We start from the raw sequence: 21044 nt of genomic DNA, 5'->3' as shown, positions 1-21044 counted from the left end.
GCGGATTCAGGTGAGGCGGATTCAGGTGAGGTCGGACAGGGACTTGCCGACGGAGGCCAGGGTGGCGGGCTCGCCGTAGCTCCCCTTGTACTGGTAGACGGGCGCGTCGCAGCGGTAGGCGCCCTGGTCGGGCTTGAAGTCGGCGGGCTGCCAGCCCTTGGTCGTGGCCTCGACGACGGAGTAGCACTTGGGCGGCTGCTTCGAGGACAGGTCGAAGGGCGCCTGGAGGCCGCCGGCGGTCCAGTCGGTCTGCTTGAGCGCGTTGTCGTACACGCACTTGCGCGTCAGCTCGGTGCAGTCGCGGGCCGAGGTGGCGAACAGCAGCCAGGCGGAGAAGGCACGCAGGACGGGGTAGGTGACCTGTTTGCCGGGCGCGTACTTCTTGAACAGGTCGAGGACCTGCTGGGTGGCCGGGTTGTCCGCGGCGCTCTCCAGCGGGGCGGTGGCGAAGAGTTCGGCGTAGTTGTGCTGCTGGGCCAGGGCAGCACCGGCGAGCTGCTGGAAGGCGGGGCCGTAGGCGTTGCTGTTGGCGTCGATCCAGTCGGGCGTGTAGCCGATGTCGGTGAGGGCCTGCTCCAGCTTGGCGAGGCTCGCGAAGTCCCCCAGGAAGACGAGGCCCTTGACGCCCTTGTTCTTGAGGGTCTGGGCGTAGGGGGTCCAGTCGGAGACGCCGGCCGCCGGGTAGAGGTCGTTGTAGGCGACCTTGCCGCCGAGGCCCGCGACGGCCTCCTTGAACTGGGCGGACATCACCTTGGTGACGGGGGAGTCGCCGGAGATGATGCCGACCTTCTGCGCGGAGTCGGGGTACTTCTCCTTCAGCAGCCAGGAGTAGTAACCGGCGTACGAGAAGTATCCGGCCACCGGCTGGGAGGCCATCACCTGGAGGTCGGAGCCGATGGCGCCGATCTGGCTGGACTGGGCGGGGAAGGTGGGCAGCAGGCACTTGAGGCGGTCCTGCACGCCCAGGCTGTCCAGGGCGGCGCCGCCGCCGACGAGGGCGAAGTCCGCCTTGCAGGCCTCCAGGACCCGCTGGCGGACCTCCATGAGCCTGGTGTCGCGGGTGACGGGCTTGATCGTGCGCCCGTTGACGCCGCCCGCGTCGTTGCACCAGTCGGTGAACACCTTGGCGGCGTCGGCGAACTCGGACTTCTTGGTGAAGCCGACGTCGGACATGACGCCGACCTGGATGGACCGGTCGGTGACGCCCTGGACGGTCGAGGCCTTGGCGGCGCCGGGGCCGCAGACGTCCTTGAGGGCCCCGAAGTCCGCCGAGGCGGTGGACGCTCCGGCCGCGGGGGTCGCGTTCTGCGCGGCGTCGGTGTTCTTGTCGTCGTCGGATCTGGTGGAACAGCCGGCCAACAGCACCGCGACCACGGTGACCGAGCCGATCAGCAGCCTGCGCAAGGTGCCTCCTCGGGGAGCTCGGACGCCGTCGTCCGAGGGAGGTGACGAAAGGTGCGGGAATGAGCCCACGGGGGGGCTCAGGTGACCGCGCCGCCCGTTTTCAGGGCGAGGATGCGGTCCCAGTCGTAGCCGAGCTCGGCGAGGATCTCCTCCGTCTGCGCGGCGAACTCCGGTGCGGGGCCGAGGCGCGTGTCCTCGACGTCGAACTGGACGGGGCTGGCGACGAGTTCGAGCTCGCCTGCCTGTCCGATGTAGCCGTTGGCGCGTACCTGTGCGTCGGCGGCGGCCTGGAGGGTGTCCTGGACGGGGGCCCAGGGGCCGTCGAGGGCGGCGAGGTCCTCGGACCACTCGGCGAGGGTGCGGGCGGCGATCACCTCGCGCAGGATCTTCACCGCGTCGTCGGTGTGCCGGGCGATGGACTCGGGGGTGGCGAAGCGGGGGTCGTCGGCGAGGTCGGGCCGGCCCAGGCACTGGCAGACGTTCGCCCAGAACCTGGCCGGCTGGAGCATGACGAAGGAGAGGTAGCGGTCGTCGGCGGTGCGGTAGAGCCCGGAGAGCGGGTTGGTGGGCGAGCCGTGGGCGGTGGGCGTGACGCCCTCCCAGGCGCGGTCCAGGTGCAGGGACAGGCCGATGGAGTGACCGAGGGCCCACAGGCCGCTGCCGAGCAGGGAGACGTCCACCACCGAGGTCTCGCCGGTGCGTTCGCGGCGCAGCAGGGCGGCCGCGATGCCGCCGGCCAGGTTGGTGCCGGAGACGGTGTCGCCGTAGGCCGGTCCGGGAGGGCTGATCACGCCTTCGGTGGCGGGCGGGGTGATGCTGGCCGCGGTGCCCGCGCGGGACCAGAAGGCGGTCATGTCGTAGCCGCCCTTGTCGGACTCGGGGCCGCGCGGGCCGAGGGCGCTGCCCCGGGCGTAGACGATCCGCGGGTTCACGGCACGGATGTCGTCGACGTCGATGCCGAGGCGGGCGCGGGAGGCGGGCAGGAAGCTGGTGAGGAACACGTCCGCGCCCTTGACCAGCTCGTACAGCACCTCGCGGCCCTCGGGCACGGCCATGTCGAGACCGAGGGAGCGTTTGCCGCGGTTGGCGTGGGCGACGTTGGGGTTGGGGTCGCCGACCACCTCGAAGGTCCCGGTGCGGCGCAGTCCGCGCTGCGGGTCGCCGGTGACGGCGTGCTCGACCTTGACGACGTCCGCCCCCCAGTCGGCGAGCACGGCGCCCGCCGACGGCACGAAGCCGTACATGGCGACCTCCAGGACCCGGATGCCCTCCAGCGGCCTCACGACGGCTCCTCGGGCGGTACGACGATCCGGGCGAAGGACTTCTCCTCCAGGAACTCCTCGAAGCCCGCCCGTCCGCTCTCCCGGCCGAGGCCGGACTGCTTGTAGCCGCCGAAGGGCACGTCGGGGGCGAAGTAGTTGCCGCCGTTGACGGAGAAGGTGCCGGTGCGGATCCGGCGGGCGACGCGGAGCGCGCGCTCCTCGTCGGCGCTGTGCACGGCGCCGGACAGCCCGTACCTCGAGTGGTTGGCGATGCGGATCGCGTCCTCCTCGTCGTCGAAGGGGATCACCGCGAGGACCGGTCCGAAGACCTCCTCCTGGGCGATCTCGCTGTCGGGGTCGACGCCGGCCAGGAGGGTGGGCTCGTAGAACCAGCCGGGGTCGATGCGACGGCCGCCCCGCACGAGCGTGGCGCCGTCCTGGACCGCCCGCTGGACCATGCCGTCGACCTTGTCGCGCTGCTGCTCGCTGATGAGCGGGCCCATGGTGGTCCTGGCGTCGGTGGGGTCGCCGACCTTGACGCGGTCGAGGCCGGCGGCGACGAGCCGCACGATCTCGTCGTGGTGGGCGCGCGGGACGAGCAGCCGGGAGGTGAGCGCGCAGCCCTGGCCGGAGTGGGAGCAGATGGTGAAGGCGGCGAACATGGCCGCCTTCGGGAAGTCGGCGTCCTCGAAGACGATCATCGCGGACTTGCCGCCGAGTTCGAGGAAGACCCGCTTCACCGTGTCCGCGGCGGCGGCCATGATGCGGCGGCCGACGGGGGTGGAACCGGTGAAGGTCACCGTGTCGACGTCCGGGTGGGTGGTGAGCAGTTCGCCGACCTCGGCGCGCGAGGAGCTGAGGACGTTGACCACCCCCGGCGGGATGTCCGTGTGCCGCGCGACGAGTTCGCCCAGCGCCAGGGTGATGAGCGGGTTCTGCGGGGCGCCCTTGAGCACGACGGTGCAGCCGGCGGCGAGCGCGGGGGCGAGCTTGGCCAGGGCGAGCTGGTTGGGGTAGTTGTACGGCAGGATCGCGGCGACGACGCCGGCGGCCTCCTTCTCCACCCAGCGGTGGTGGCGCTGGCCGCGCGAGTCGACCTCGCCGAGGTCCTCGGTGAACTCGTACTTCTCCAGCAGGTCGGCGTAGAACCGGACGATGCCGATCGGTTCGTCGAGCTGGGGGCCGTGGGTGAGCTGGCGGGGCGCGCCGACCTCGGCGATGGTCAACTCGCGCAGTTCCTCGCGGTGTTCGTCGAGGGCCTGGTGCAACTGGCGCAGACAGCACAGGCGCAGCTCCCGGTCGGTGGCCCAGTCGCCGGCGTCGAAGGCGCGGCGGGCGGCGGCGATCGCCGTCTCGGCGTCGGCCTTCGTGGCGTCGGGGGCGTGGCCGATCAGCTCGCCGGTGGCGGGGTTGTGGGAGGCGAAGGCCGTCTCGGCGCCCACGAGTTCGCCGTCTATGAGCTGGGACCTGTCCACGGTCGCGCTCACAGCCGCACCACCTGTCCGCCGTCCACGGCCACGATCTGGCCGGTGAGCCAGCTCGCGTCGTCGGAGAGGAGGAAGAGCAGGGCGCCCGCCTGGTCGGCGGGGGTTCCCAGGCGTTTGAGGGCGAGTTGCCGGACCATGACGGCGCGGTACTCCTCGGGAACGACGTTGCGGGTCGCCTCGGTGTCCGTCGGACCGGGCGCGATGGCGTTGACCCGGATGCCGCGCCCGCCCAGTTCGGCGGCGAGGGAGACGGTGAGGTGGTTGATCCCGGCCTTGGCGAGCCCGTAGAAGCCGGTGGGCTGGTAGGCGGCGGTGGAGGACTGGTTGACGATGGCCGCGCCCTCGCCCAGGTGCGGCAGCACGGCGCGGGTCACATGGAGCGCGCCCAGCAGGTTCACCTTCAGGAACCGGTCGAGGTAGTCGTAGTCGACGGTGAGGATGCCCTCGCGGCGCATGTCGTGGTAGATCGCCGCGTTGTTCACCAGGTGGTCGATACGGCCGAGTTCGGCGACCACCGTGTCGGCGAGCCCCTGCGCGGAGGCCGGGTCCGCGACGTCGACCCGCACGAAGAGGGCGTCGCCGATCTCCTTGGCGACCCGCTGCCCCTGCTCCTCGTTCAGGTCGGCGACCACGACCTTCGCCCCCTCGGCGGCCAGCGCCTTGGCGTATCCCTCGCCAATGCCCTGGCCGGCCCCGGTGACGATGGCCACCCTGTCCTTGAACCGCATCCCAGCCTCCTTGCTCGGTCGACCCCGGATGCCCCGGAAACTACATTCTCCATTTGCGCGAATCAAGGATTCGGACAAGAGAACCTGATGCTCTCCACTTCCGCGCCCCGCCATGATGAGAATATGGTTCTCAAGTATGGAAGGGGAGTTTCCATGATCGAATCGAAGGCCTTGAGCCCGTCGCTCGGGGTGGAGTTCACCGGTGTGACCGACCCCCTCGACGACGCCTTCGTGCAGCGGTGCGTCGAGGCCCTCAAGTGGCGGGGAGTGCTCCTCGTGCGCGGGCTGCACCTCGACGACGACCAGCAGCTGGCGTTCAGCCGCAGGATCGGCGAGGTGGTCTCGCTGCGCGGCCAGGAGATCTTCCCGATCTCCCTCGACCCGGCCAAGAGCAGAAGCGCCAAGTACCTCAAGGGGGCCTTCTTCTGGCACCTCGACGGCACCAGCGACGACGTGCCGATCAGGGCGACCACGCTCACCGCCCGGCATGTGGCCACCGTCGGCGGCGGCACCGAGTTCGCCAGCACCTACGCCGCCTACGAGAACCTGCCGGAGAAGGAGCGCGAGCGCTACGAGAACCTGCGCGTGGTGCACAGATTCGAGGCCTCGCAACGCCTGGTGACGCCCCATCCGACCGAGGAGGACCTCGCCGCCTGGCGCACCCAGCCCAGCCATGAGATGGCCCTCGTCTGGCGCCGCCGCGACGGCCGCCGCTCCCTGGTCACCGGCACCACCGCCGACCACGTCGTCGGCATGGACCCCCAGGAGAGCCGCGCCCTCCTGGACGACCTGCTCGACTGGACCACCCACGAACGGTTCCGCTACGCCCACGACTGGGCCGTCGGCGACCTGGTCGTCTGGGACAACACCGGGATCCTGCACCGGGCGCTGCCCTACGACGAGAACTCCGAACGACTGCTGCACCGCACGACCGTCGTCGGCGACGAGGCCTTCGCATGAGCCCGGCCACCGAAGCCACAGCCGCAGCCGGGGCGACGACGGCCAGGACCGCGGTGGTCACCGGCGGCGCCTCCGGCATCGGCCGGGCCATCGCCCGACGGCTCGCCGCGGACGGCCTGAAGGTCGCCGTCCTCGACATCGCGCCCACCGAGGAGGGCTACGGCCTCACCGTCGACGTCACCGACCGGGCGCAGGTCGACAAGGCGATGGACGCGGTGCGCGAGCGCCTCGGACCGGTGTCGGTACTGGTCAACGCGGCGGGCAAGGACGGCTTCACGCGCTTCGGCGCGCTGTCCTTCGCGGAGTGGCAGCGGGTCGTCGACATCAACCTCAACGGCGTCTTCCACTGCGTGCAGTCCGCCCTGCCGGACATGTGGGAGGCCCACTGGGGCCGGATCGTCAACATCTCCTCCTCCAGCACGCACTCCGGCCAGCCGTTCATGGCCCACTACGTCGCCGCCAAGTCCGCGGTGAACGGGCTCACCAAGTCCCTCGCGCTGGAGCTGGGCCCGCGCGGCATCACGGTCAACGCGATCCCGCCGGGCTTCGTCGACACCCCGATGCTGCGCACCGCCGAACAGGAGCAGCGGCTCGGCGGCTCCATCGAGGACCACATCGCCCGCACTCCGGTACGCCGGGTCGGGCTGCCCGAGGACATCGCGGCCGCCTGCGCCTTCCTCGCGTCGGAGGAGGCCGGCTACATCACCGGCCAGATCCTGGGCGTGAACGGGGGCCGCAACACATGACCAGGCTGCCGCCCGTTCCGTACGAGGAGTGGGACGCCGAGGCGCTGAAGCCGCTCACGGGCGGACGCCGGGTGCCCCCGTCCAACGCCCTCGGGCTGCTGGTGCGCCACCCGAGGCTCGCGAAGGCGTTCCTCACCTTCAACACCCACCTGCTGATGCGTAGTTCGCTGCCGCCGAAGACGCGAGAGCTGGTCGTCCTGCGGGTCGCCTGGCGGCGGCGGTGCGGCTACGAGTGGGCGCAGCATGTGCTGATGGGACGTCAGGCAGGAGTGACCGAAGAGGAGTTGGCGGAAGTCCGGGCCGGCGTGGGCACCCTGCTGAACCGTGCCGTCGACGAACTGGACGCCGCCTCCACGCTCTCGGACACGACGTACGAGGAACTGGCGAAGGAGCTGGACGAGCACCAGCTGATGGACCTCGTCTTCACGGTCGGGGCCTACGGACTGCTGGCGATGGCATTCAACACCTTCGAACTGGAGCTGGACGAGGGTCTCGACGACGGTCTGGACGAGGGGGGGTTCGCTTAGGCTGCTGCCGTTGGTCAACTCGTCGGTTGACCAGTAGAACGGGGGAAGCAGACCGATGACCGAGGTGACTGAGGCGTTCCAGCCACTCCAGGCGGACGATCCGCCTCTGGTGGCCGGTTACCGTCTGGCGGCCCGGCTGGGCGCGGGGGGCATGGGCCGGGTCTATCTGTCGCACACCCAGGGCGGGCGGCCGGTGGCGATCAAGGTGGTGCGGCCGGAACTGGCCGACGACCCGGACTTCGTGCGGCGGTTCCGCCGGGAGGTGGAGGCGGCCCGGCGGGTCCGGGGCGCGTACACCGCCGAGCTGATCGACGCCGACGCGGCCGGCGTACCGCCCTGGCTGGCCACGCTGTACGTGCCCGGGCCCTCCCTGGCGGAGGCCGTCCACCGGCGCGGCCCGCTGCCGACGCCGGCGGTGCTGTGGCTGATGGCGGGGGTGGCCGAGGCGCTCCAGGCCATCCACGGTGCCGGGATCGTGCACCGGGACCTGAAGCCGTCGAACGTGCTGCTGGCCGCCGACGGCCCGCGGGTGATCGACTTCGGCATCTCGCTGGCCTCCGACGTCACCTCGCACACCGCCACGGGGGCCGCCGTCGGCACGCCCCAGTACATGGCGCCCGAGCAGGCGACCGCCGGTGAGGTCACGGCGGCGACCGACGTCTTCGCGCTGGGCCAGACGGCGGCGTTCGCGGCGCTGGGCAAGCCGCTGTACGGGGAGGGCTCCGCGGTCAGCGTGCTGTACCGGATCGTGCACGACGCACCCGACCTGTCCGCGCTGCCCGCGCAGCTGCGGCCGCTGATCGCCCGGTGCCTGGCCGCCGATCCCCAGGACCGGGCCACCCCGGCGGAGGTCGTCGAGTGGTGCCGGCAGCGGCTGGGCCGGGACGCCGACGCGGGGGCGGGACCGGCCGTCTGGCGGGAGGTCATGGGGCCGCAGGTCATGGTGCCCTCTCCGGTCCCCGACCCCACTCCGGTGCACACGCTGCCGGTGGTCACGCGACCGCATCCGGCGGCGCCGGAGCAGCGGCGCTCGCGCCGAAGACGTGCCGCGCTGATCACGGCGGCCGCGACCGCGCTCGCTCTGCTGCTGGCCGGGTTGACGTGGATGGTCATGGACGCGGCGGACGGGTCGGGCGACCGGGACGCGGCCGGGTCGTCGGCGTCGTCATCGTCGTCCGCGTCGGGGTCCGGGTCCACAGCGACGCCGGGGGCCGGGACGGAGGCGGGGGCCGAGACGGACGTGGGGGCGGACAGCCGGACGTCGACGTCGGCTCAGCCGTCCTCGACCGCGCCGGGGACGTCGCAACCCGAGGCGTACCCCCAGACGTGGCTGGACGAGAAGAACTCGGTGGACATCGACGATCCGGACGAGCGCAAGGACCGAAAGGGGGACCTCCGCTTCGTCTGCAAGACGGCCGGCTGCACGCTGGAGAGCGACACCAGCGTGATCGGCATGGTGTACAGCGACAGGCCGGGAGCCACCCTCGACACCTGCCGTGTCGTCCTCACCGGCTCCAAGGAACACAGCCTCCCCCTGGCCGCGGCGGCGGCCGGCAGCGAGATCTGCGTCAAGGACCCCGCCGGAGACATCGCGCTGCTCGTGGTCCAGGTGAAGTCGACCGCCCTGTGGGACACCCCCGGAATCAGCTTCCTGTCCGCGGACATGACGCTCTGGCGGGCGTCCTAGGAGGGCGGCGTGCCAGGACGGCGACATCCGGGGACGGCGAGTCCGGCTGCCCTTCTCAGGCCTGCTCGACGTGCTTCTTCATCTCGTCCAGCTGGGTCAGGATCGGGTAGCCGGACACGCTGAGCGCGTTGCCGTGGCCGGTCTGGTGGACGTCGAAGACGGCCTGGAGGGCGGCGTAGAAGCCCTGGACGTCGAGGGTCTGGTTGACGGCCCGCTTGGCCTGGCGCAGTCCGAAGGGCGGCATCCGGGCGATGCGCTCGGCCAACTCGCGTACGGCGGTGTCGAGTTCGTCGAGCGGGACGACCCGGTTGACCATGCCGACGTGTTCGGCCTCGCGGGCGGTGAGCGCCCGGCCGGTGAAAAGGATCTCCTTGGCCTTGCGGGGGCCCAACTCCCAGGTGTGGCCGTGGTACTCGACGCCTCCGATGCCCATGTGGACCACCGGGTCGGAGAACTCCGCGTTCTCGGCGGCGACGATCAGGTCGCAGGGCCAGCACAGCATGAGTCCGGCGGCGATGCACTTGCCCTGGACGGCGGCGACGGTGGGCTTGGGGAGGTTGCGCCACTTCAGCGCGTACTCCAGATAGCGGCGCGTCTCGGCGTCGTAGATCCACTCCAGGGTGATCTCGGCGGGGCCGGGCCAGCGGTCCTTGAGGTCGTGGCCGGCGGAGAAGTGGCGGCCGTTGGCCCGTAGGACGACCACCCGCACCTCCTCGTCGCGGGCGGCGCGGGTGAAGGCCGCGTCGAGGTCGTCGAGGAGGGCCATGGTCTGGGCGTTGGCGGCCTCGGGCCGGTTGAGGGTGACGGTCGCGATGCCGTCCTCGGCTGTGTACAGGATCTGGTCCATGCGGCTCCTCACGGGTGGTCAGCGCGGCAGGCCGAGGAGGCGTTCGGCGATGATGTTGCGCTGGATCTCGCTGGTGCCGCCGGCGATGGTGCCGGCGAAACTGCGCGCGTACCGCTCGAACCAGCTGGAGACGAACGCCTCGTTGTTCATGTGGTGGTACGGCCCGGTCGGCGCCGGATGCGGCAGGGCGTCGGCGCCCCGGGCCTCCAGGGCGTGCAGGGCGGCGGACTGGACGGCCTCGGAGCCCAGCAGCTTCAGCACGGAGATCTCGGCGGGGTCCCGGTCCGGGCCCAGCTGGCGGTACCCGAGCAGGCGCAGCGCCTGGAGGTCCATCCGCAGCGTGGCGTACCACTCCTGGTCGCCGCCCGCGTCGGCCGCGTCGCGCACCAGGTCCTCCAGCCGTTCGGCGTACGACAGCCAGAGCAGCGTGCGTTCATGGCCGAGGGAGCCGTGGGCCACCCGCCAGCCCTCGTGCAGGGGGCCGACGAGGTTCTCGCGCGGCACGCGGACGTCGGTGAAGAACACCTCGTTGAAGTCGAGGTCGTCCTCGGCGGCGATCGAGCCGAAGGGACGGCGGACCACGCCCTCGGCGTCCGTGGGGATCAACAGGGCGCTGATCCCGCGGTGCCTGGGGGCGTCCGGGTCGGTGCGCACGAAGGCGAGCAGGACGTCGGCGTCATGGGCGCCGGAGGTCCAGATCTTCTGGCCGTCGACGAGGAAGAAGTCGCCCGCGGGGTCCTCCTTCAGTACGGCGCGGGTGCGCAGGGAGGCGAGGTCGGAGCCCGCCTCCGGCTCGCTCATGCCGAGCGCGGCGGTGAGCTCGGCGCGCAGGATCGGCACGGCCCAGCGGGACTTCTGCTCCTGGCTGCCGAAGGTGAGGAGGGAGGCGGCGATGATGCCCAGGCCCTGCGGGTTGAAGCTGTGGTAGATCCGGCGGTGGGCCAACTCCTCGAGATGGGCGAGCTGTTGGGGCAGGCTCGCGTCGCGGCCGCCGTACTCGGGCGGCTGTCCGGGCAGCAGCCAGCCGTGCTCGAAGAGGGTGCGCTGCCAGCGGCGGGCCCAGTCCGGGACGTCGGCGCTGGAGCGGGAGCGCACGCGGGCCTCGGCCTCGGCGGGCAGCCGGGCGTCGAGGAACGCGGCGAACTCGGCGCGAAAGGCGATGACCTGGGGGTCGTCGGCGAGCTTCATCATGCGAGCAACGCCTTCCGGTGGACGGGCGCTGCGCCGAGCAGCAGATCGCAGGCCTGGGCGCGCTTGAGGTGGAACTGCAGCTCGTTCTCCCAGGTGAAGCCCATCGCGCCGAAGAGCTGCAGACCGTGCCGGAAGACCAGGCGCTGGCACTCCCCCGCGGCGGCCTTGGCCATGTGCGCGGCGTCCGCGCGGCGCGAGTCGTCCTCGGCGATCGTCAGCGCCGCGAAGTGGGTGAGCACCCGGGCCCGTTCGATGGCCACCTGCATGTCGGCGGCCTTGTGCTTGACGGCCTGGAAGGAGCCCAGCGGCTTGCCGAACTGCACCCGCTGCCTCACATGCGCGAGCACGAGGTCGAGGATCCGGCGACAGGCGCCCACGGCGGTGGCGGCGAGTCCGACGAGCGCCAGGTCGGGCACGCCCGCGACGAGTTCGCCGGGGGCGTCGACGTGGGCCACGTGCAGCTGGGGGTCGAGGACGGGGACCCGCTCGGCGGCCAGGTCGGCGCCGCGTACGACGGCGACCCCGCCGGGGGTGAGCAGGGCGACCTCGTCGGCGCGGTCGGCGTCGAGGACGTAGCGGCCTGCGCCGTCGAAGACCGCGGTGCCGCTGCCGCCGGGCAGGCGGCCGGCCAGCGGGGCGAACCAGGTGGCGGTCGCCAGGAACGGGGTCGGGTCGGCCGCGTATCCCAACTCCTCGAGGATGAGGGCGAGTTCGAGCGGGGGCGCCTCCAGCCAGCCGAGCTTCAGATAGGTGTCCCACTGCTGCCGCTCGGGCCGGCCGCGCACCTTGGCGACCGTCTCGCGCACCGTGCGCCGCAGCAGCCGCTGCTCCTCGTCGAGTTCGAACTCCACGTCCGGCCTCCGCCCTCTCGCGATAGCCGGGCGAGAATAACATTCTCGCCAGTCGGAAGTAAGAGTCTTGTTTCTGAGGGAGGGGGATTCGGTAGGGGGAGTGCCCTCTCTTTTCACATGCGTGGAGTACCGTTCTGCTCATGAGTGCCGTCCCCGTAGAACCGGTCGAGACACCCGAGCCCGCCTGGCGGCAGCGCGCCGTCGAGCGATCCACCCGCGCCGCGAAGCTCCGCGCCGAGCAACGCGTGCAGCGATTCCTGGACGCGGCCCAGGAGCTGATCGCCGACAAGGGCACCACCGACTTCACCGTGCAGGAGGTCGTGGAGCGCTCCCGCCAGTCGCTGCGCAGCTTCTACCAGCACTTCGACGGCAAGCACGAGCTGCTGCTCGCCCTGTTCGAGGACGCGCTGTCCCGGTCGGCCGTCGACATCCGCGCGGCCGCCGCGGGCGGCCGCGACCCGCTGGAGCAGCTGAAGATCGCGGTCGAACTGCTCTACCACTCCTCCGAGCCCAAGTCGGGCGCGCAGTCCCCGCTGTTCACCGACTTCGCCATCCAGCTGCTCGTCAGCCACCCCGACCAGGTGGCCAGCGCGCATCTGCCGCTGCTCGGCTTCTTCACCGAGCTGGTGGAGGCGGCCGTGGCGGCGGGCCAGGCCGTCTCGCCCAAGCCGCGCCGCACCGCCTCCCTGATCATGCAGACGGCGATGTTCACCGCACGGGCTCCCTCGGCGCCGGTCGGCGCGCATCCCTCGCCGATCTCGGCGGAGGAGGTGTGGGCGTTCTGCCTCGGCGGCATCGGCGGCGGACTGCCCCGGGACACGGCCGGGAGCACGGCCGAGGAGACCCCCGAGGCGGAGCCCTCGGCCGCCTCCGCGAAGCGGACTCCCGCCCGGACGCCCGCCAAGCCGCCGGCCAAGAAGGCGGCCACCGCGCGCAGGACGACGTCGTCGAGGAGCAGCGCGGCCAAGTCGGCGTCGGCCGGCGCACCGCACGCCAAGGGCTGACCGTGCAGATCTGACACAGGCCAGTCCCGGCCGCGCGGCCCGACCGCCGACCCACGACCCACGACCCACGACCCACGACCCACGACGACATCATCAGGGCTCCCGTAGGCATCCCCTACGGGAGCCTTTGTCGTGCCCGTGGACACGCCGACGCCTCGGACACCGCCCCGGCCCGGCCCCGGTCCAGGCCCCGGCCCCGGTCCCGGTGACGGTCCCGACCCCGCCCCCGAACGACCCCTTACGCCGACCCCGACCGCCGTGCCCGTCCCGCGGGGCCCCGGTCCCGCGGGAGCCGTGGGGCCGGGCCGGGTCGGTGAGGGGGCGCTCGCCTCAGGCGGCCGGGACGTCGGGCGGCGGAGCTTTGGAGGGCGAGATTCCGAGACGACCCTCCGAGGCTCCACATGATGTCCAGGCACCACCCCACCCTCTCCCTCGACCGCGCGGTCGTGGCCGGCGGCATCCGCCGTCCCGTGCTCATCCGCGGCGGCCACGACGGCTGGCGCACCCTGACGCCGGCCGCGGCGGAGCTGGCCCCGGACGCCTTCCTGCTCGTCACCCCGACGGGACTGCCGGAGGCCCACACCGCCCGACTGACAGCCCTGCTGACCACCCTCGCCCCTGTCCGCCGGCTCACCCTGACATCCGGCGCGCCCGACCCCGAGGCCGACCGGCCCCTCGTACCCGGCACCGTGGTCGTCGCGCTCGGCGGCACCCGGGTCATCCAGCACGCGGCCGGCCTCGCCGCCCGCGGCCGGCGCGCCGGGCACGGCACCCGCCTGATCGTCGCGCCCAGTACGCCGAGCGCGATGACCGACACCGCGCTGAGCGCCGCGCACCCGTCCGCGCCGGGCTTCGTGCCCGCGCTGGTCTGGACGCACCTGGACCTGCTGCGCACCCTGCCGCCGGACGAGCTGCGCCCGGGACTCGCGGCGCTGGTGCGCAACGTGCTGGCCGTCAGCCCCGCCTTCCGCACCTCGGTCGGCGACCTGCTCCGGCCCGACCGGACGGGGTACGACCCCCGGCTGATGGCCCGCGCCATCGCCCTCAGCGCCGACATCCGGGCCACCCTCACGGCGTACGACCCGGACGAGCGCGGACCGGCCCAGGCCCTGCACTACGGCCGTACGGTCGCCACGGCGCTGCTCGCCCTGACCGGGCCCCGCCCCACGACGGACAGGCCCCTGCCCATCGCCCGGCGACTGCCGGGCGCGGGCGCCCCGACCGCCCGCCGCCGGGCCCTCGCGCACCGCGCCACGGCCCCCGGCCCCGCTCCCGCCCCCCGACTGCACCCCGGCGACGCCCTCGCTCTCGGGCTGCTCGTCGCCGCTCGGGTCGCCGTGCTGCTCGGTGTGCTCACGCCGGGCGCGGAACGCGCCCATCACGAGCTGCTGGAGCGCTGGGGAGCCCCGCGTGAGCTGCCCGCGCCGCTGACCGCCGCCGACGTCGCCGCCGTGCTGCGGCGCGGCGGCGCGAGCCAGGGCGCGGTGCCCGCCCCGCACTCCGGACCGGCCCGCATGGTGCTGCTCGGCGACCTCGGACGCCCCCATGTCGTCCGCGGCCGGCTCCTCACCGAGGTCGACCACGACGTCCTGACGGCCGCGCTCGAAGCCATCGAGCCCACGACCACCACCGCCCAGTCCGCCCAGTCCGCCCAGTCCGCCCCCCAAGCGTCGGTCGCCTGACCGAACCCGCACCACGCACAACACACCACGCACAACACACCACGCACAACACACAACGCATCGCGCATCACTCACCAGACAGAAGGAACCCGTCATGCCCTTCCCGCCCCCCACCGTGCACGGCCTCACCACCACCGAAGGCCCCGGTCCCGCGCGCAGCTGGACCGTGTCCACGGCCAAGCCCGTCCGCTACCGGGTCCGCTTCGCCCCCGGCGTGCTGGACCCGCGCACCCGGGCCCTCGCCCGGGCCGGGGCCCCGGCGGACGGCCCCGCCCCGGCCCGTCGGCTGCTCGTCGTCGAGGAGCGGGTCGACCTGCTCTACGGCGACGCGATCCGCGCCTCCTGCGAGGCCGGCGGCCACGGCGAGTACGCCATCCACGTGCTGCCCGCCCACGAGCGGCTGAAGACGATGGAGTCGGTGTACTCCGTGGTCGGCGCCATGGACCGGTTCGGTCTGGACCGGCGTCGTGAGCCGGTGGTCGCCGTCGGCGGCGGGGTGCTGCTCGACGTGGTCGGGCTGGCCTGCAGCCTGTACCGCCGCAGCACTCCGTACGTCCGCGTGCCGACCACGCTGATCGGTCTGGTCGACGCAGGCGTCGGCGCCAAGACCGGCGTCAACTTCGGCGCCGGCAAGAACCGGCTCGGCACCTACCACCCGGCCGTCGAGACCCTCCTCGACCCCGGTTTCCTCGCCACCCTCGACCGCCGGCACATCGGCAACGGACTCGCCGAGATCCTCAAGATCGCCCTGATCAAGGACCGCGACCTGTTCGACCTGCTGGCCGGCAGCGGACGGCGGCTGCTCGACGCCCGCTTCCAGGCCGACGAGCCGCTGCGCACCACCGCGCACCACGTCCTGGCCCGCGCGGTCCACGGCATGCTCGAGGAGCTCCACGACAATCTGTGGGAGCACCGCCTGGAGCGCGTCGTCGACTACGGCCACTCCTTCAGCCCCACGCTGGAGATGCGCGCCCTGCCCGCCCTGCTGCACGGCGAGGCGGTGAATCTGGACATGGCGCTGACCACCGTCATCGCCCGCAACCGCGCCCTGATGACGGACCGTCAGAGCGAGCGCGTGCTCGCCGCCATGCGCGCCCTGCGACTGCCGGTCCACCACCCCCTGATGGAGCCGGAGTTGCTGCGCGACGCGCTCGCCGACACCGTGCGCCACCGCGACGGCATGCAGCGCCTGCCCCTGCCCGTGGGCATCGGCGACGCGGTGTTCGTCAACGACCTGACCGACCGTGAGATCGCCCTGGCCGCGGAGGAGCTGGCCCGGGCCGAGGAGGTGCGAAGCGATGCGTGACGCACTCGTCGTCGCCGATGTGCACGACCCCGCCGACGTGCACGGCGTACACGATTCCGACGGGCTCTCCCGCTGGGCGTGCCTGTCCCGCCGCACCGGCCTGTACGGCGGCTGGGAGGCCGTCGAGTGGGCCTGGCTGCCCGCCGGCGGGGTCAGCGGGGAGCATCTGCACTCCCGCACCGAGGAGGTGTACTTCCTGCTCCACGGGCGCGGCGAGATCCATCTGGACGGGCGGCCGCACGCCGTCCGCGCGGGCGACGCCGTGCTGACCGGCCTGGGCGCCAGGCACGCGCTGCACAACACCGGCCGACGGCCCCTGTCCTGGCTCGTCGTCGAGCTGCCGGCGCCCACGCGCGTAGGGGCCGGCCCCTACGCCGTGCCCCACCAGTCGCCACGATCCCAAGGAGAGAGTCCCGTGACCACCACCCCCCGCAGCGCCGTCGTCCGTGATCTGCGCGGCCACGGCCCGCTGGACGCCGCGGAGGTCCTCACCGGCCCGCTGCGCACGGTCGGCGTCCGCGATCTGCCGCCGCACGCCGGCGTCGAACTGGCCGCCCGCGGCACCGAGCACACCGTGTTCGTGCTGAGCGGCACCGGCACCGCTCGATCGGCCGACCGCGAGGTCCCGCTGGCCTCGGGCACGGCCCTGACCCTGCCGCTCGGCGGCGCCGTACGGCTGTGGGCCGGGGACGGCGGGATGGAGTACTTCCACGCCGTCCTCGACGTGCCGCTCCCGGAGGAGGGCTGGTCGTGATCGTCCACTCCGGCTCGGTCTCGTCCGTGCTGTTCGGCTCCGACGGGGACCAGGCCACGGTCCGCTGTCTGGCCCGGCGCGGGATGCTGCACAGCGAGTGCGAGGCCTTCGACGAGGTGCGCCTGGCCCCCGGCACCCGCTGGGCGCTCACCGGCCGGGACGGCGCCGAGGCCGCCTGGTACGTGCTGCGGGGGACGGTCCGCACCGACGGCCGCCCGGTCCCCCTCACCGCGGGCGCCCTCGTTCTGGCGCCGCAGGCCGGCCGTACCCACCTCACCGCCGGCCGCGGCGGCGCCCGCCTGCTGTGTCTGACGCTCGGCCCGGCGGCCGTCACCCGCGCCCTGCCCCCGCGCACCCCCAGCACCGCGACCCCTGACCGCCCCCGCCACCCTCACAACTCCCTTAAGGAGTACAGGACATGACCAGCCCCACCCCTTCCACCGCCCCCACCCTGCGCGTCCCCGGCGCCACCGCCGTGCACCACATCGCCTACACCGTGCCCGACCTGGACCAGGCCGTGAACTTCTTCACGGACGTCCTCGGCGCCGAACTCGCCTACCGCACCGGCCCGGTGGCCGACCCCGGCGGGCTGTGGATGTCCCGCCAGCTGGGCGTCCACCCCGACGCCGTCGCGCGCATCGCCATGCTGCGGCTCGGCCCGGTCACCAACGTCGAGCTGTTCGAGTACGCCGCTCCGGGCCAGCGCCGCGTCTACCCGCGCAACAGCGACTGGGGCGGTCACCATCTGGCCCTCGGCACCACCGACCTGGACGCCTCGCTGCGCCATCTCACCTCCTACGAGGGCGTGGTGGCGCTCGGCGAGCCGCAGAAGGTGGACGACGGCCCCATCGCGGGCACCCGCTTCGTCTACGTCCGCACCCCGTTCGGCCTGCACCTGGAGCTCGCCGAGGTACCCGACCACCTGCCCTTCCACTACGAGACGCCGGTCCGTCTCTACACGCCCGTGGCAGGCCCGTCGTGAACGCCGGCGTCTGGGGCCCCGGCTCGCCGCCCGTCGTCGAGCAGGACCTCGACGTGTACGACGCCGACGTCCTCGTCCTCGGCTCGGGGGCCGGGGGCGCGACCACCGCCTGGGCGCTGGCCTCCACCGGGGCCCGGGTGCTGGTCGTGGAGCGGGGCGGGTTCCTCCCCCGCGAGCAGGACAACTGGTCGCCGCAGGCGGTGTTCGGCGAGGGCCGGTACCACAACGCGGGCCCCTGGCGCACCGCCGAGGGCCGCCCCTTCACCCCCTCCGCCCACTACTACGTGGGCGGCACCACGAAGGTCTTCGGCGCCGCCCTGCCCCGGCTGCGCAGCGGCGACTTCGACGCGGTCGAGCATCTGGAGGGCACCTCGCCCGCCTGGCCGTTCGGGTACGCCGACCTGGAGCCGTACTACGCGGAGGCCGAACGGCTCTACCGGGTGCACGGCGCGGCCGGCGCCGATCCGACCGGGCCGCCGCGCAGCGGGCCCTACCCGTGGCCGCCGGTCGCGCACGAGCCGGTGATCGGCGAACTCGCCGAGCGGCTCAGGGCGCAGGGTCTGCACCCCTACCCCGTCGAGCTGGGCGTCGACCTGGCCGAGGGCGGCGCGTGTCTGCGGTGCGGGACCTGCGACGCGTTCCCCTGCCGGGTGGGCGCGAAGAGCGACGCCGAGACCCGTGCCCTGCGGCCCGCCCTGCGCACCCCGAACGTCCGGCTGCTCACCCACACCCGGGCGGTGCGGCTGCGCACGGACGCCTCCGGGCGGCGGGTGACCTCGGTCGACGCGGAGCGCGGCGGGCGCACGGTGCGGCTGCGGGCCGGCACGGTCGTGCTGTCCTGCGGGGCCGTCAACTCGGCCGTCCTGCTGCTGCGTTCGGGCGGCGCCGCGCATCCGGGCGGGCTGGCCAACGGCAGCGGACAGGTCGGCCGGAACCTGATGATGCACAACAACAGCGTCCTGATGGCCGTGGATCCGCGCCGCCGCAACCCGGTGACGTTCCAGAAGACGCTCGCCGTCAACGACTTCTATCTGCCCGGCCCGCACACCGAACACCCGCTGGGAAACCTCCAGTTGATGGGCAAGGTGTACGAGGCGACGCTCGCCGCCGCCCGGCCGCGGCTGCCCCGGCGGCTGCTGGGCGCCCTCGCCGCGCGCAGCGTGGACTGGTGGGTGATGTCGGAGGACCTGCCCGACCCGGACAACCGCGTCCTGCCCGGCAGCGGAGGCGACGACGTCACCGTGCGCTGGCGGCCCACCAACACCCGGGCCCATCGACGGCTCGTGCGGGCCGCGTCCCGCATGATGCGCCGGGCCGGGCATCCGCTCGTCCTCACCCAGCGGCTCGGCGTCGAGGCGACCGGGCACCAGTGCGGGACCACCGTCGCCGGCGCCGACCCCGCGCGCTCGGTGCTCGACCCGTACTGCCGCAGCCACGAGGTGCGCAACCTGTACGTCGTCGACGGCGGCTTCTTTCCGTCGTCGGCCGCCGTCAACCCGACGCTGACCATCGCCGCCCAGGCCCTGCGCACCGTGCGCGAGGGCGACCTCCTGCCCTGAACACTCGCTGAAGCCAAAGGAGTTCCGTCATGCCCCGCGCCACCGCCGCCGTGGTCCGCGCCCGCGGCCACGACTTCGGCCTCGAGGAGATCGACGTCGACGAGCCCCGTGCGCACGAGGTCCTCGTCCGCGTCCGCGCGGCCGGGATCTGCCACACCGACCTCTCCGTCCGCGCCGGACACACCCCCTTCCCCGTCCCCGCCGTCCTGGGGCACGAGGGAACGGGGACCGTCGAGGCGGTGGGCGGGGCGGTGACCTCCGTCGCGCCCGGCGACACGGTCGTGCTGAGCTTCGCCTCCTGCGGCGACTGCCCGGCCTGTCTGACCGGCCGCCCGGTCCGCTGCGCGCACTGGCCCGCGCTCAACCTGTTCGGCGGCAGCCGGCTCGACGGCAGCCCGACGGTGCGCGGCGCCGGACGGCATGCGCGGGCCGCGCTGCACGGGCACTTCTTCGGACAGTCCTCGTTCGCGACGCTCGCGCTCACCGCGGAGCGCGATGTCGTCCCCGTGCCCGCCGGTCTGCCGCCGCAGGTCCTCGCACCGCTCGGCTGCGGGGTGCAGACCGGCGTGGGCGCGGTGCTGAACGTGCTGCGCCCCGAGGCGGGCCACACCCTCGCCGTGTACGGCACCGGCTCGGTGGGTCTGGCCGCCGTGATGGCCGCCCGGCTGACCCCCGCGACCCGGGTGATCGCCGTGGACCCCGATCCGAAGCGGCTCGCCCTGGCCCGCCGGCTCGGCGCGACCGACGCCGTGAACCCTCGGGAGGACGACGCGCTGGACGCCGTACGCGAACTGACCGGTGGGCGCGGGGCCGAGCGGGCGCTGGAGACCAGCGGGGCGCCGCGGGTGCTGCGGCAGGCGGTGGACGGGCTGGCCGTGAGCGGGGTGTGCGGGGTGGTCGGGGCGCCGCCCGCCGGGACGGAGGCGGCCTTCGACGTGCCGTCGATGCTGGACCGGGGACCGCGCGTGGTCGGGGTCAACCAGGGCGAGGCGGTGCCGCGCGTCTTCGTGCCGGCCCTGGTCGAGCTGTACCGGGCGGGCCGCCTCCCGTTCGACGAGATCGTCTCCGTGTTCCCGTTCGCGCGGATCGAGGAGGCCGCGGGGGCGGCGGCGCGGGGCGACGTGGTCAAGCCGGTGCTGATGCTGGCGTAGCCGACAGGGAGACGTCGTCCCGGCAAACCGGTCGGACGGTCCCGGAGCCGCGCCGTGCGCGCCCCGGGCCGTCGCCCGCATGCCCGGAAAATATGCCGATGTCACGGGGGCGGCTTACCGTTTCGACTCGTGAGCGAGCTTGGTGAGGCCCTGGTCCGCGGCGAGCGGACCGTGCTGCGCGCCCTGGTCGTCGAGGACCATCCGCTGTTCCGCAGCGGGTTGAAGTCCGCGCTGGAGAGTCTCGGCGAGGTCGTCGTCGTGGCGGAGGCGGAGACGGTCGCGGAGGTGCCGGACGCGGTGTCCGCGCATCTCCCCGACGTGATCATCATGGATCTGGGTCTGCCCGACGGCTCCGGCGTCCAGGCCATCCGCAGCCTCGCCGAGCTGCATCCCGGGCTGCCCGTGCTCACCCTCACCATGTCCGACGACGAGGGCGACCTGCTGGCCGCCCTCCAGGCGGGGGCCCGCGGCTACATCGTCAAGGGCGCGGCGGCGGAGGAGGTGCTGCACGCCGTACGGACGGTCGTGGCGGGCGGCGCGGTCTTCGGCGCGGGGGTGGCGGCGCGCCTCACCGACCTGGTCACCGGAGGCCGCAGACGCGACGCCGAACAGCTGTTCCCGGCGCTGACCACCCGCGAGGTCGAGGTGCTGGCGCTGATCGCGCGCGGCCTGGACAACCGTCGTATCGCCCGTGAGCTGGTGCTGTCGGAGAAGACGGTCCGCAACCACGTCACGCACATCTTCGAGAAGCTGCACGTCGCCACCCGCGCCGAGGCCGTGGCCCGGGCCCGGGACGCGGGGCTGGGCGAGGACGACTGACGGCAGCGTGCGACGGACGACGGACGACGGGTCGGGGCCGGGTCGGGACCGACGCCTCATGCGGTCGGGACCGCGGGCGGCAGAAGCTGGTCAACCC

At 73.2% G+C, this 21044-nt stretch carries 20 protein-coding genes; 13 read left to right on the top strand and 7 right to left on the bottom strand.

Annotated features, from left to right (window positions below; genetic code table 11):
• Positions 1-21: 21 nt before the first annotated feature.
• From OG562_RS37545 to OG562_RS37530, 4 genes are all read right to left on the bottom strand, one after another.
• Positions 22-1404, bottom strand: a complete 1383-nt coding sequence (locus tag OG562_RS37545) for an ABC transporter substrate-binding protein (RefSeq protein WP_266406032.1) — start codon at positions 1402-1404, stop codon at positions 22-24.
• A gap of 77 nt (positions 1405-1481) precedes the next feature.
• Positions 1482-2687: a CaiB/BaiF CoA-transferase family protein gene (locus tag OG562_RS37540; protein WP_266406030.1), complete on the bottom strand. Its 1206-nt coding sequence runs from the start codon at positions 2685-2687 to the stop codon at positions 1482-1484.
• On the bottom strand, positions 2684-4153 hold the full coding sequence (locus tag OG562_RS37535; protein WP_266406028.1) for an aldehyde dehydrogenase family protein: 1470 nt from the start codon (positions 4151-4153) through the stop codon (positions 2684-2686). The genes OG562_RS37540 and OG562_RS37535 overlap by 4 nt, the downstream gene beginning before the upstream one ends.
• Positions 4150-4881: an SDR family oxidoreductase gene (locus OG562_RS37530; RefSeq protein ID WP_266406027.1), complete on the bottom strand. Its 732-nt coding sequence runs from the start codon at positions 4879-4881 to the stop codon at positions 4150-4152. Before OG562_RS37530 ends, OG562_RS37535 begins: the two co-directional genes overlap by 4 nt.
• 153 nt (positions 4882-5034) lie before the next feature.
• On the opposite strand from OG562_RS37530, the gene OG562_RS37525 reads away from it, so the two are divergent.
• Genes OG562_RS37525 through OG562_RS37510 form a run of 4 tightly spaced genes read left to right on the top strand, consistent with a single transcriptional unit; the run spans position 5035 to position 8801 of the window.
• Positions 5035-5841, top strand: a complete 807-nt coding sequence (locus tag OG562_RS37525; RefSeq protein WP_266406026.1) for a TauD/TfdA family dioxygenase — start codon at positions 5035-5037, stop codon at positions 5839-5841.
• Positions 5838-6587, top strand: coding sequence for an SDR family NAD(P)-dependent oxidoreductase (locus OG562_RS37520; RefSeq protein ID WP_266406025.1), 750 nt, complete (start codon positions 5838-5840; stop codon positions 6585-6587). The genes OG562_RS37525 and OG562_RS37520 overlap by 4 nt, the downstream gene beginning before the upstream one ends.
• Positions 6584-7114, top strand: a complete 531-nt coding sequence (locus OG562_RS37515; RefSeq protein WP_266406024.1) for a carboxymuconolactone decarboxylase family protein — start codon at positions 6584-6586, stop codon at positions 7112-7114. Before OG562_RS37520 ends, OG562_RS37515 begins: the two co-directional genes overlap by 4 nt.
• Before the next feature lie 55 nt (positions 7115-7169).
• Positions 7170-8801, top strand: a complete 1632-nt coding sequence (locus OG562_RS37510; RefSeq protein WP_266406022.1) for a serine/threonine-protein kinase — start codon at positions 7170-7172, stop codon at positions 8799-8801.
• A gap of 55 nt (positions 8802-8856) precedes the next feature.
• On the opposite strand, the gene OG562_RS37505 is transcribed toward OG562_RS37510, so the two are convergent.
• The 3 genes from OG562_RS37505 to OG562_RS37495 are packed head-to-tail and all read right to left on the bottom strand — an operon-like array spanning position 8857 to position 11690.
• Positions 8857-9648: an enoyl-CoA hydratase gene (locus OG562_RS37505; RefSeq protein ID WP_266406020.1), complete on the bottom strand. Its 792-nt coding sequence runs from the start codon at positions 9646-9648 to the stop codon at positions 8857-8859.
• A gap of 18 nt (positions 9649-9666) precedes the next feature.
• Entirely contained in the window at positions 9667-10839 is a 1173-nt protein-coding gene (locus OG562_RS37500; RefSeq protein ID WP_266406018.1) for an acyl-CoA dehydrogenase family protein, read from the bottom strand.
• Positions 10836-11690 carry an acyl-CoA dehydrogenase family protein gene (locus OG562_RS37495; RefSeq protein ID WP_266406016.1) on the bottom strand — a complete coding sequence of 285 codons (855 nt, stop codon included), beginning with the start codon at positions 11688-11690 and terminating at the stop codon, positions 10836-10838. The genes OG562_RS37500 and OG562_RS37495 overlap by 4 nt, the downstream gene beginning before the upstream one ends.
• A 140-nt stretch (positions 11691-11830) precedes the next feature.
• On the opposite strand from OG562_RS37495, the gene OG562_RS37490 reads away from it, so the two are divergent.
• From OG562_RS37490 to OG562_RS37450, 9 genes are all read left to right on the top strand, one after another.
• Positions 11831-12694 (top strand): TetR/AcrR family transcriptional regulator, encoded by an 864-nt coding sequence (locus tag OG562_RS37490; protein WP_266406014.1) that lies wholly within the window; start codon positions 11831-11833, stop codon positions 12692-12694.
• A 404-nt stretch (positions 12695-13098) separates the two neighbouring features.
• Positions 13099-14376 (top strand): hypothetical protein, encoded by a 1278-nt coding sequence (locus OG562_RS37485; RefSeq protein ID WP_266406013.1) that lies wholly within the window; start codon positions 13099-13101, stop codon positions 14374-14376.
• Between the two features lie 94 nt (positions 14377-14470).
• Positions 14471-15682, top strand: coding sequence for a sedoheptulose 7-phosphate cyclase (locus tag OG562_RS37480; protein ID WP_266406011.1), 1212 nt, complete (start codon positions 14471-14473; stop codon positions 15680-15682).
• Positions 15675-16436 carry a cupin domain-containing protein gene (locus OG562_RS37475; RefSeq protein ID WP_266406010.1) on the top strand — a complete coding sequence of 254 codons (762 nt, stop codon included), beginning with the start codon at positions 15675-15677 and terminating at the stop codon, positions 16434-16436. Before OG562_RS37480 ends, OG562_RS37475 begins: the two co-directional genes overlap by 8 nt.
• Positions 16433-16858 carry a hypothetical protein gene (locus OG562_RS37470; protein WP_266406008.1) on the top strand — a complete coding sequence of 142 codons (426 nt, stop codon included), beginning with the start codon at positions 16433-16435 and terminating at the stop codon, positions 16856-16858. Before OG562_RS37475 ends, OG562_RS37470 begins: the two co-directional genes overlap by 4 nt.
• Positions 16855-17418, top strand: coding sequence for a VOC family protein (locus tag OG562_RS37465; protein WP_266406006.1), 564 nt, complete (start codon positions 16855-16857; stop codon positions 17416-17418). Before OG562_RS37470 ends, OG562_RS37465 begins: the two co-directional genes overlap by 4 nt.
• Positions 17415-18977, top strand: coding sequence for a GMC oxidoreductase (locus OG562_RS37460; protein ID WP_266406005.1), 1563 nt, complete (start codon positions 17415-17417; stop codon positions 18975-18977). The genes OG562_RS37465 and OG562_RS37460 overlap by 4 nt, the downstream gene beginning before the upstream one ends.
• Positions 18978-19006: 29 nt before the next feature.
• On the top strand, positions 19007-20128 hold the full coding sequence (locus tag OG562_RS37455) for an NAD(P)-dependent alcohol dehydrogenase (RefSeq protein WP_266406003.1): 1122 nt from the start codon (positions 19007-19009) through the stop codon (positions 20126-20128).
• Between the two features lie 129 nt (positions 20129-20257).
• Positions 20258-20947, top strand: coding sequence for a response regulator transcription factor (locus OG562_RS37450; protein ID WP_266406001.1), 690 nt, complete (start codon positions 20258-20260; stop codon positions 20945-20947).
• The last annotated feature ends 97 nt before the right edge of the window (positions 20948-21044 follow it).

Source organism: Streptomyces sp. NBC_01275, assembly GCF_026340655.1.
Taxonomy (GTDB): Bacteria; Actinomycetota; Actinomycetes; order Streptomycetales; family Streptomycetaceae; genus Streptomyces.
The sequence above is the reverse complement of the archived record's forward strand: the minus strand, read 5'-3'. Positions and strand labels throughout refer to the sequence as shown.

Coding starts and splice junctions, on each gene's coding strand:
- OG562_RS37485 (WP_266406013.1), top strand. CDS start 13,099: ATGTCCAGGCACCACCCCACCCTCTCCCTCGACCGCGCGGTCGTGGCC.
- OG562_RS37505 (WP_266406020.1), bottom strand. CDS start 9,648: ATGGACCAGATCCTGTACACAGCCGAGGACGGCATCGCGACCGTCACC.
- OG562_RS37500 (WP_266406018.1), bottom strand. CDS start 10,839: ATGATGAAGCTCGCCGACGACCCCCAGGTCATCGCCTTTCGCGCCGAG.
- OG562_RS37465 (WP_266406006.1), top strand. CDS start 16,855: ATGACCAGCCCCACCCCTTCCACCGCCCCCACCCTGCGCGTCCCCGGC.
- OG562_RS37510 (WP_266406022.1), top strand. CDS start 7,170: ATGACCGAGGTGACTGAGGCGTTCCAGCCACTCCAGGCGGACGATCCG.
- OG562_RS37475 (WP_266406010.1), top strand. CDS start 15,675: ATGCGTGACGCACTCGTCGTCGCCGATGTGCACGACCCCGCCGACGTG.
- OG562_RS37490 (WP_266406014.1), top strand. CDS start 11,831: ATGAGTGCCGTCCCCGTAGAACCGGTCGAGACACCCGAGCCCGCCTGG.
- OG562_RS37515 (WP_266406024.1), top strand. CDS start 6,584: ATGACCAGGCTGCCGCCCGTTCCGTACGAGGAGTGGGACGCCGAGGCG.
- OG562_RS37480 (WP_266406011.1), top strand. CDS start 14,471: ATGCCCTTCCCGCCCCCCACCGTGCACGGCCTCACCACCACCGAAGGC.
- OG562_RS37530 (WP_266406027.1), bottom strand. CDS start 4,881: ATGCGGTTCAAGGACAGGGTGGCCATCGTCACCGGGGCCGGCCAGGGC.
- OG562_RS37525 (WP_266406026.1), top strand. CDS start 5,035: ATGATCGAATCGAAGGCCTTGAGCCCGTCGCTCGGGGTGGAGTTCACC.
- OG562_RS37455 (WP_266406003.1), top strand. CDS start 19,007: ATGCCCCGCGCCACCGCCGCCGTGGTCCGCGCCCGCGGCCACGACTTC.
- OG562_RS37520 (WP_266406025.1), top strand. CDS start 5,838: ATGAGCCCGGCCACCGAAGCCACAGCCGCAGCCGGGGCGACGACGGCC.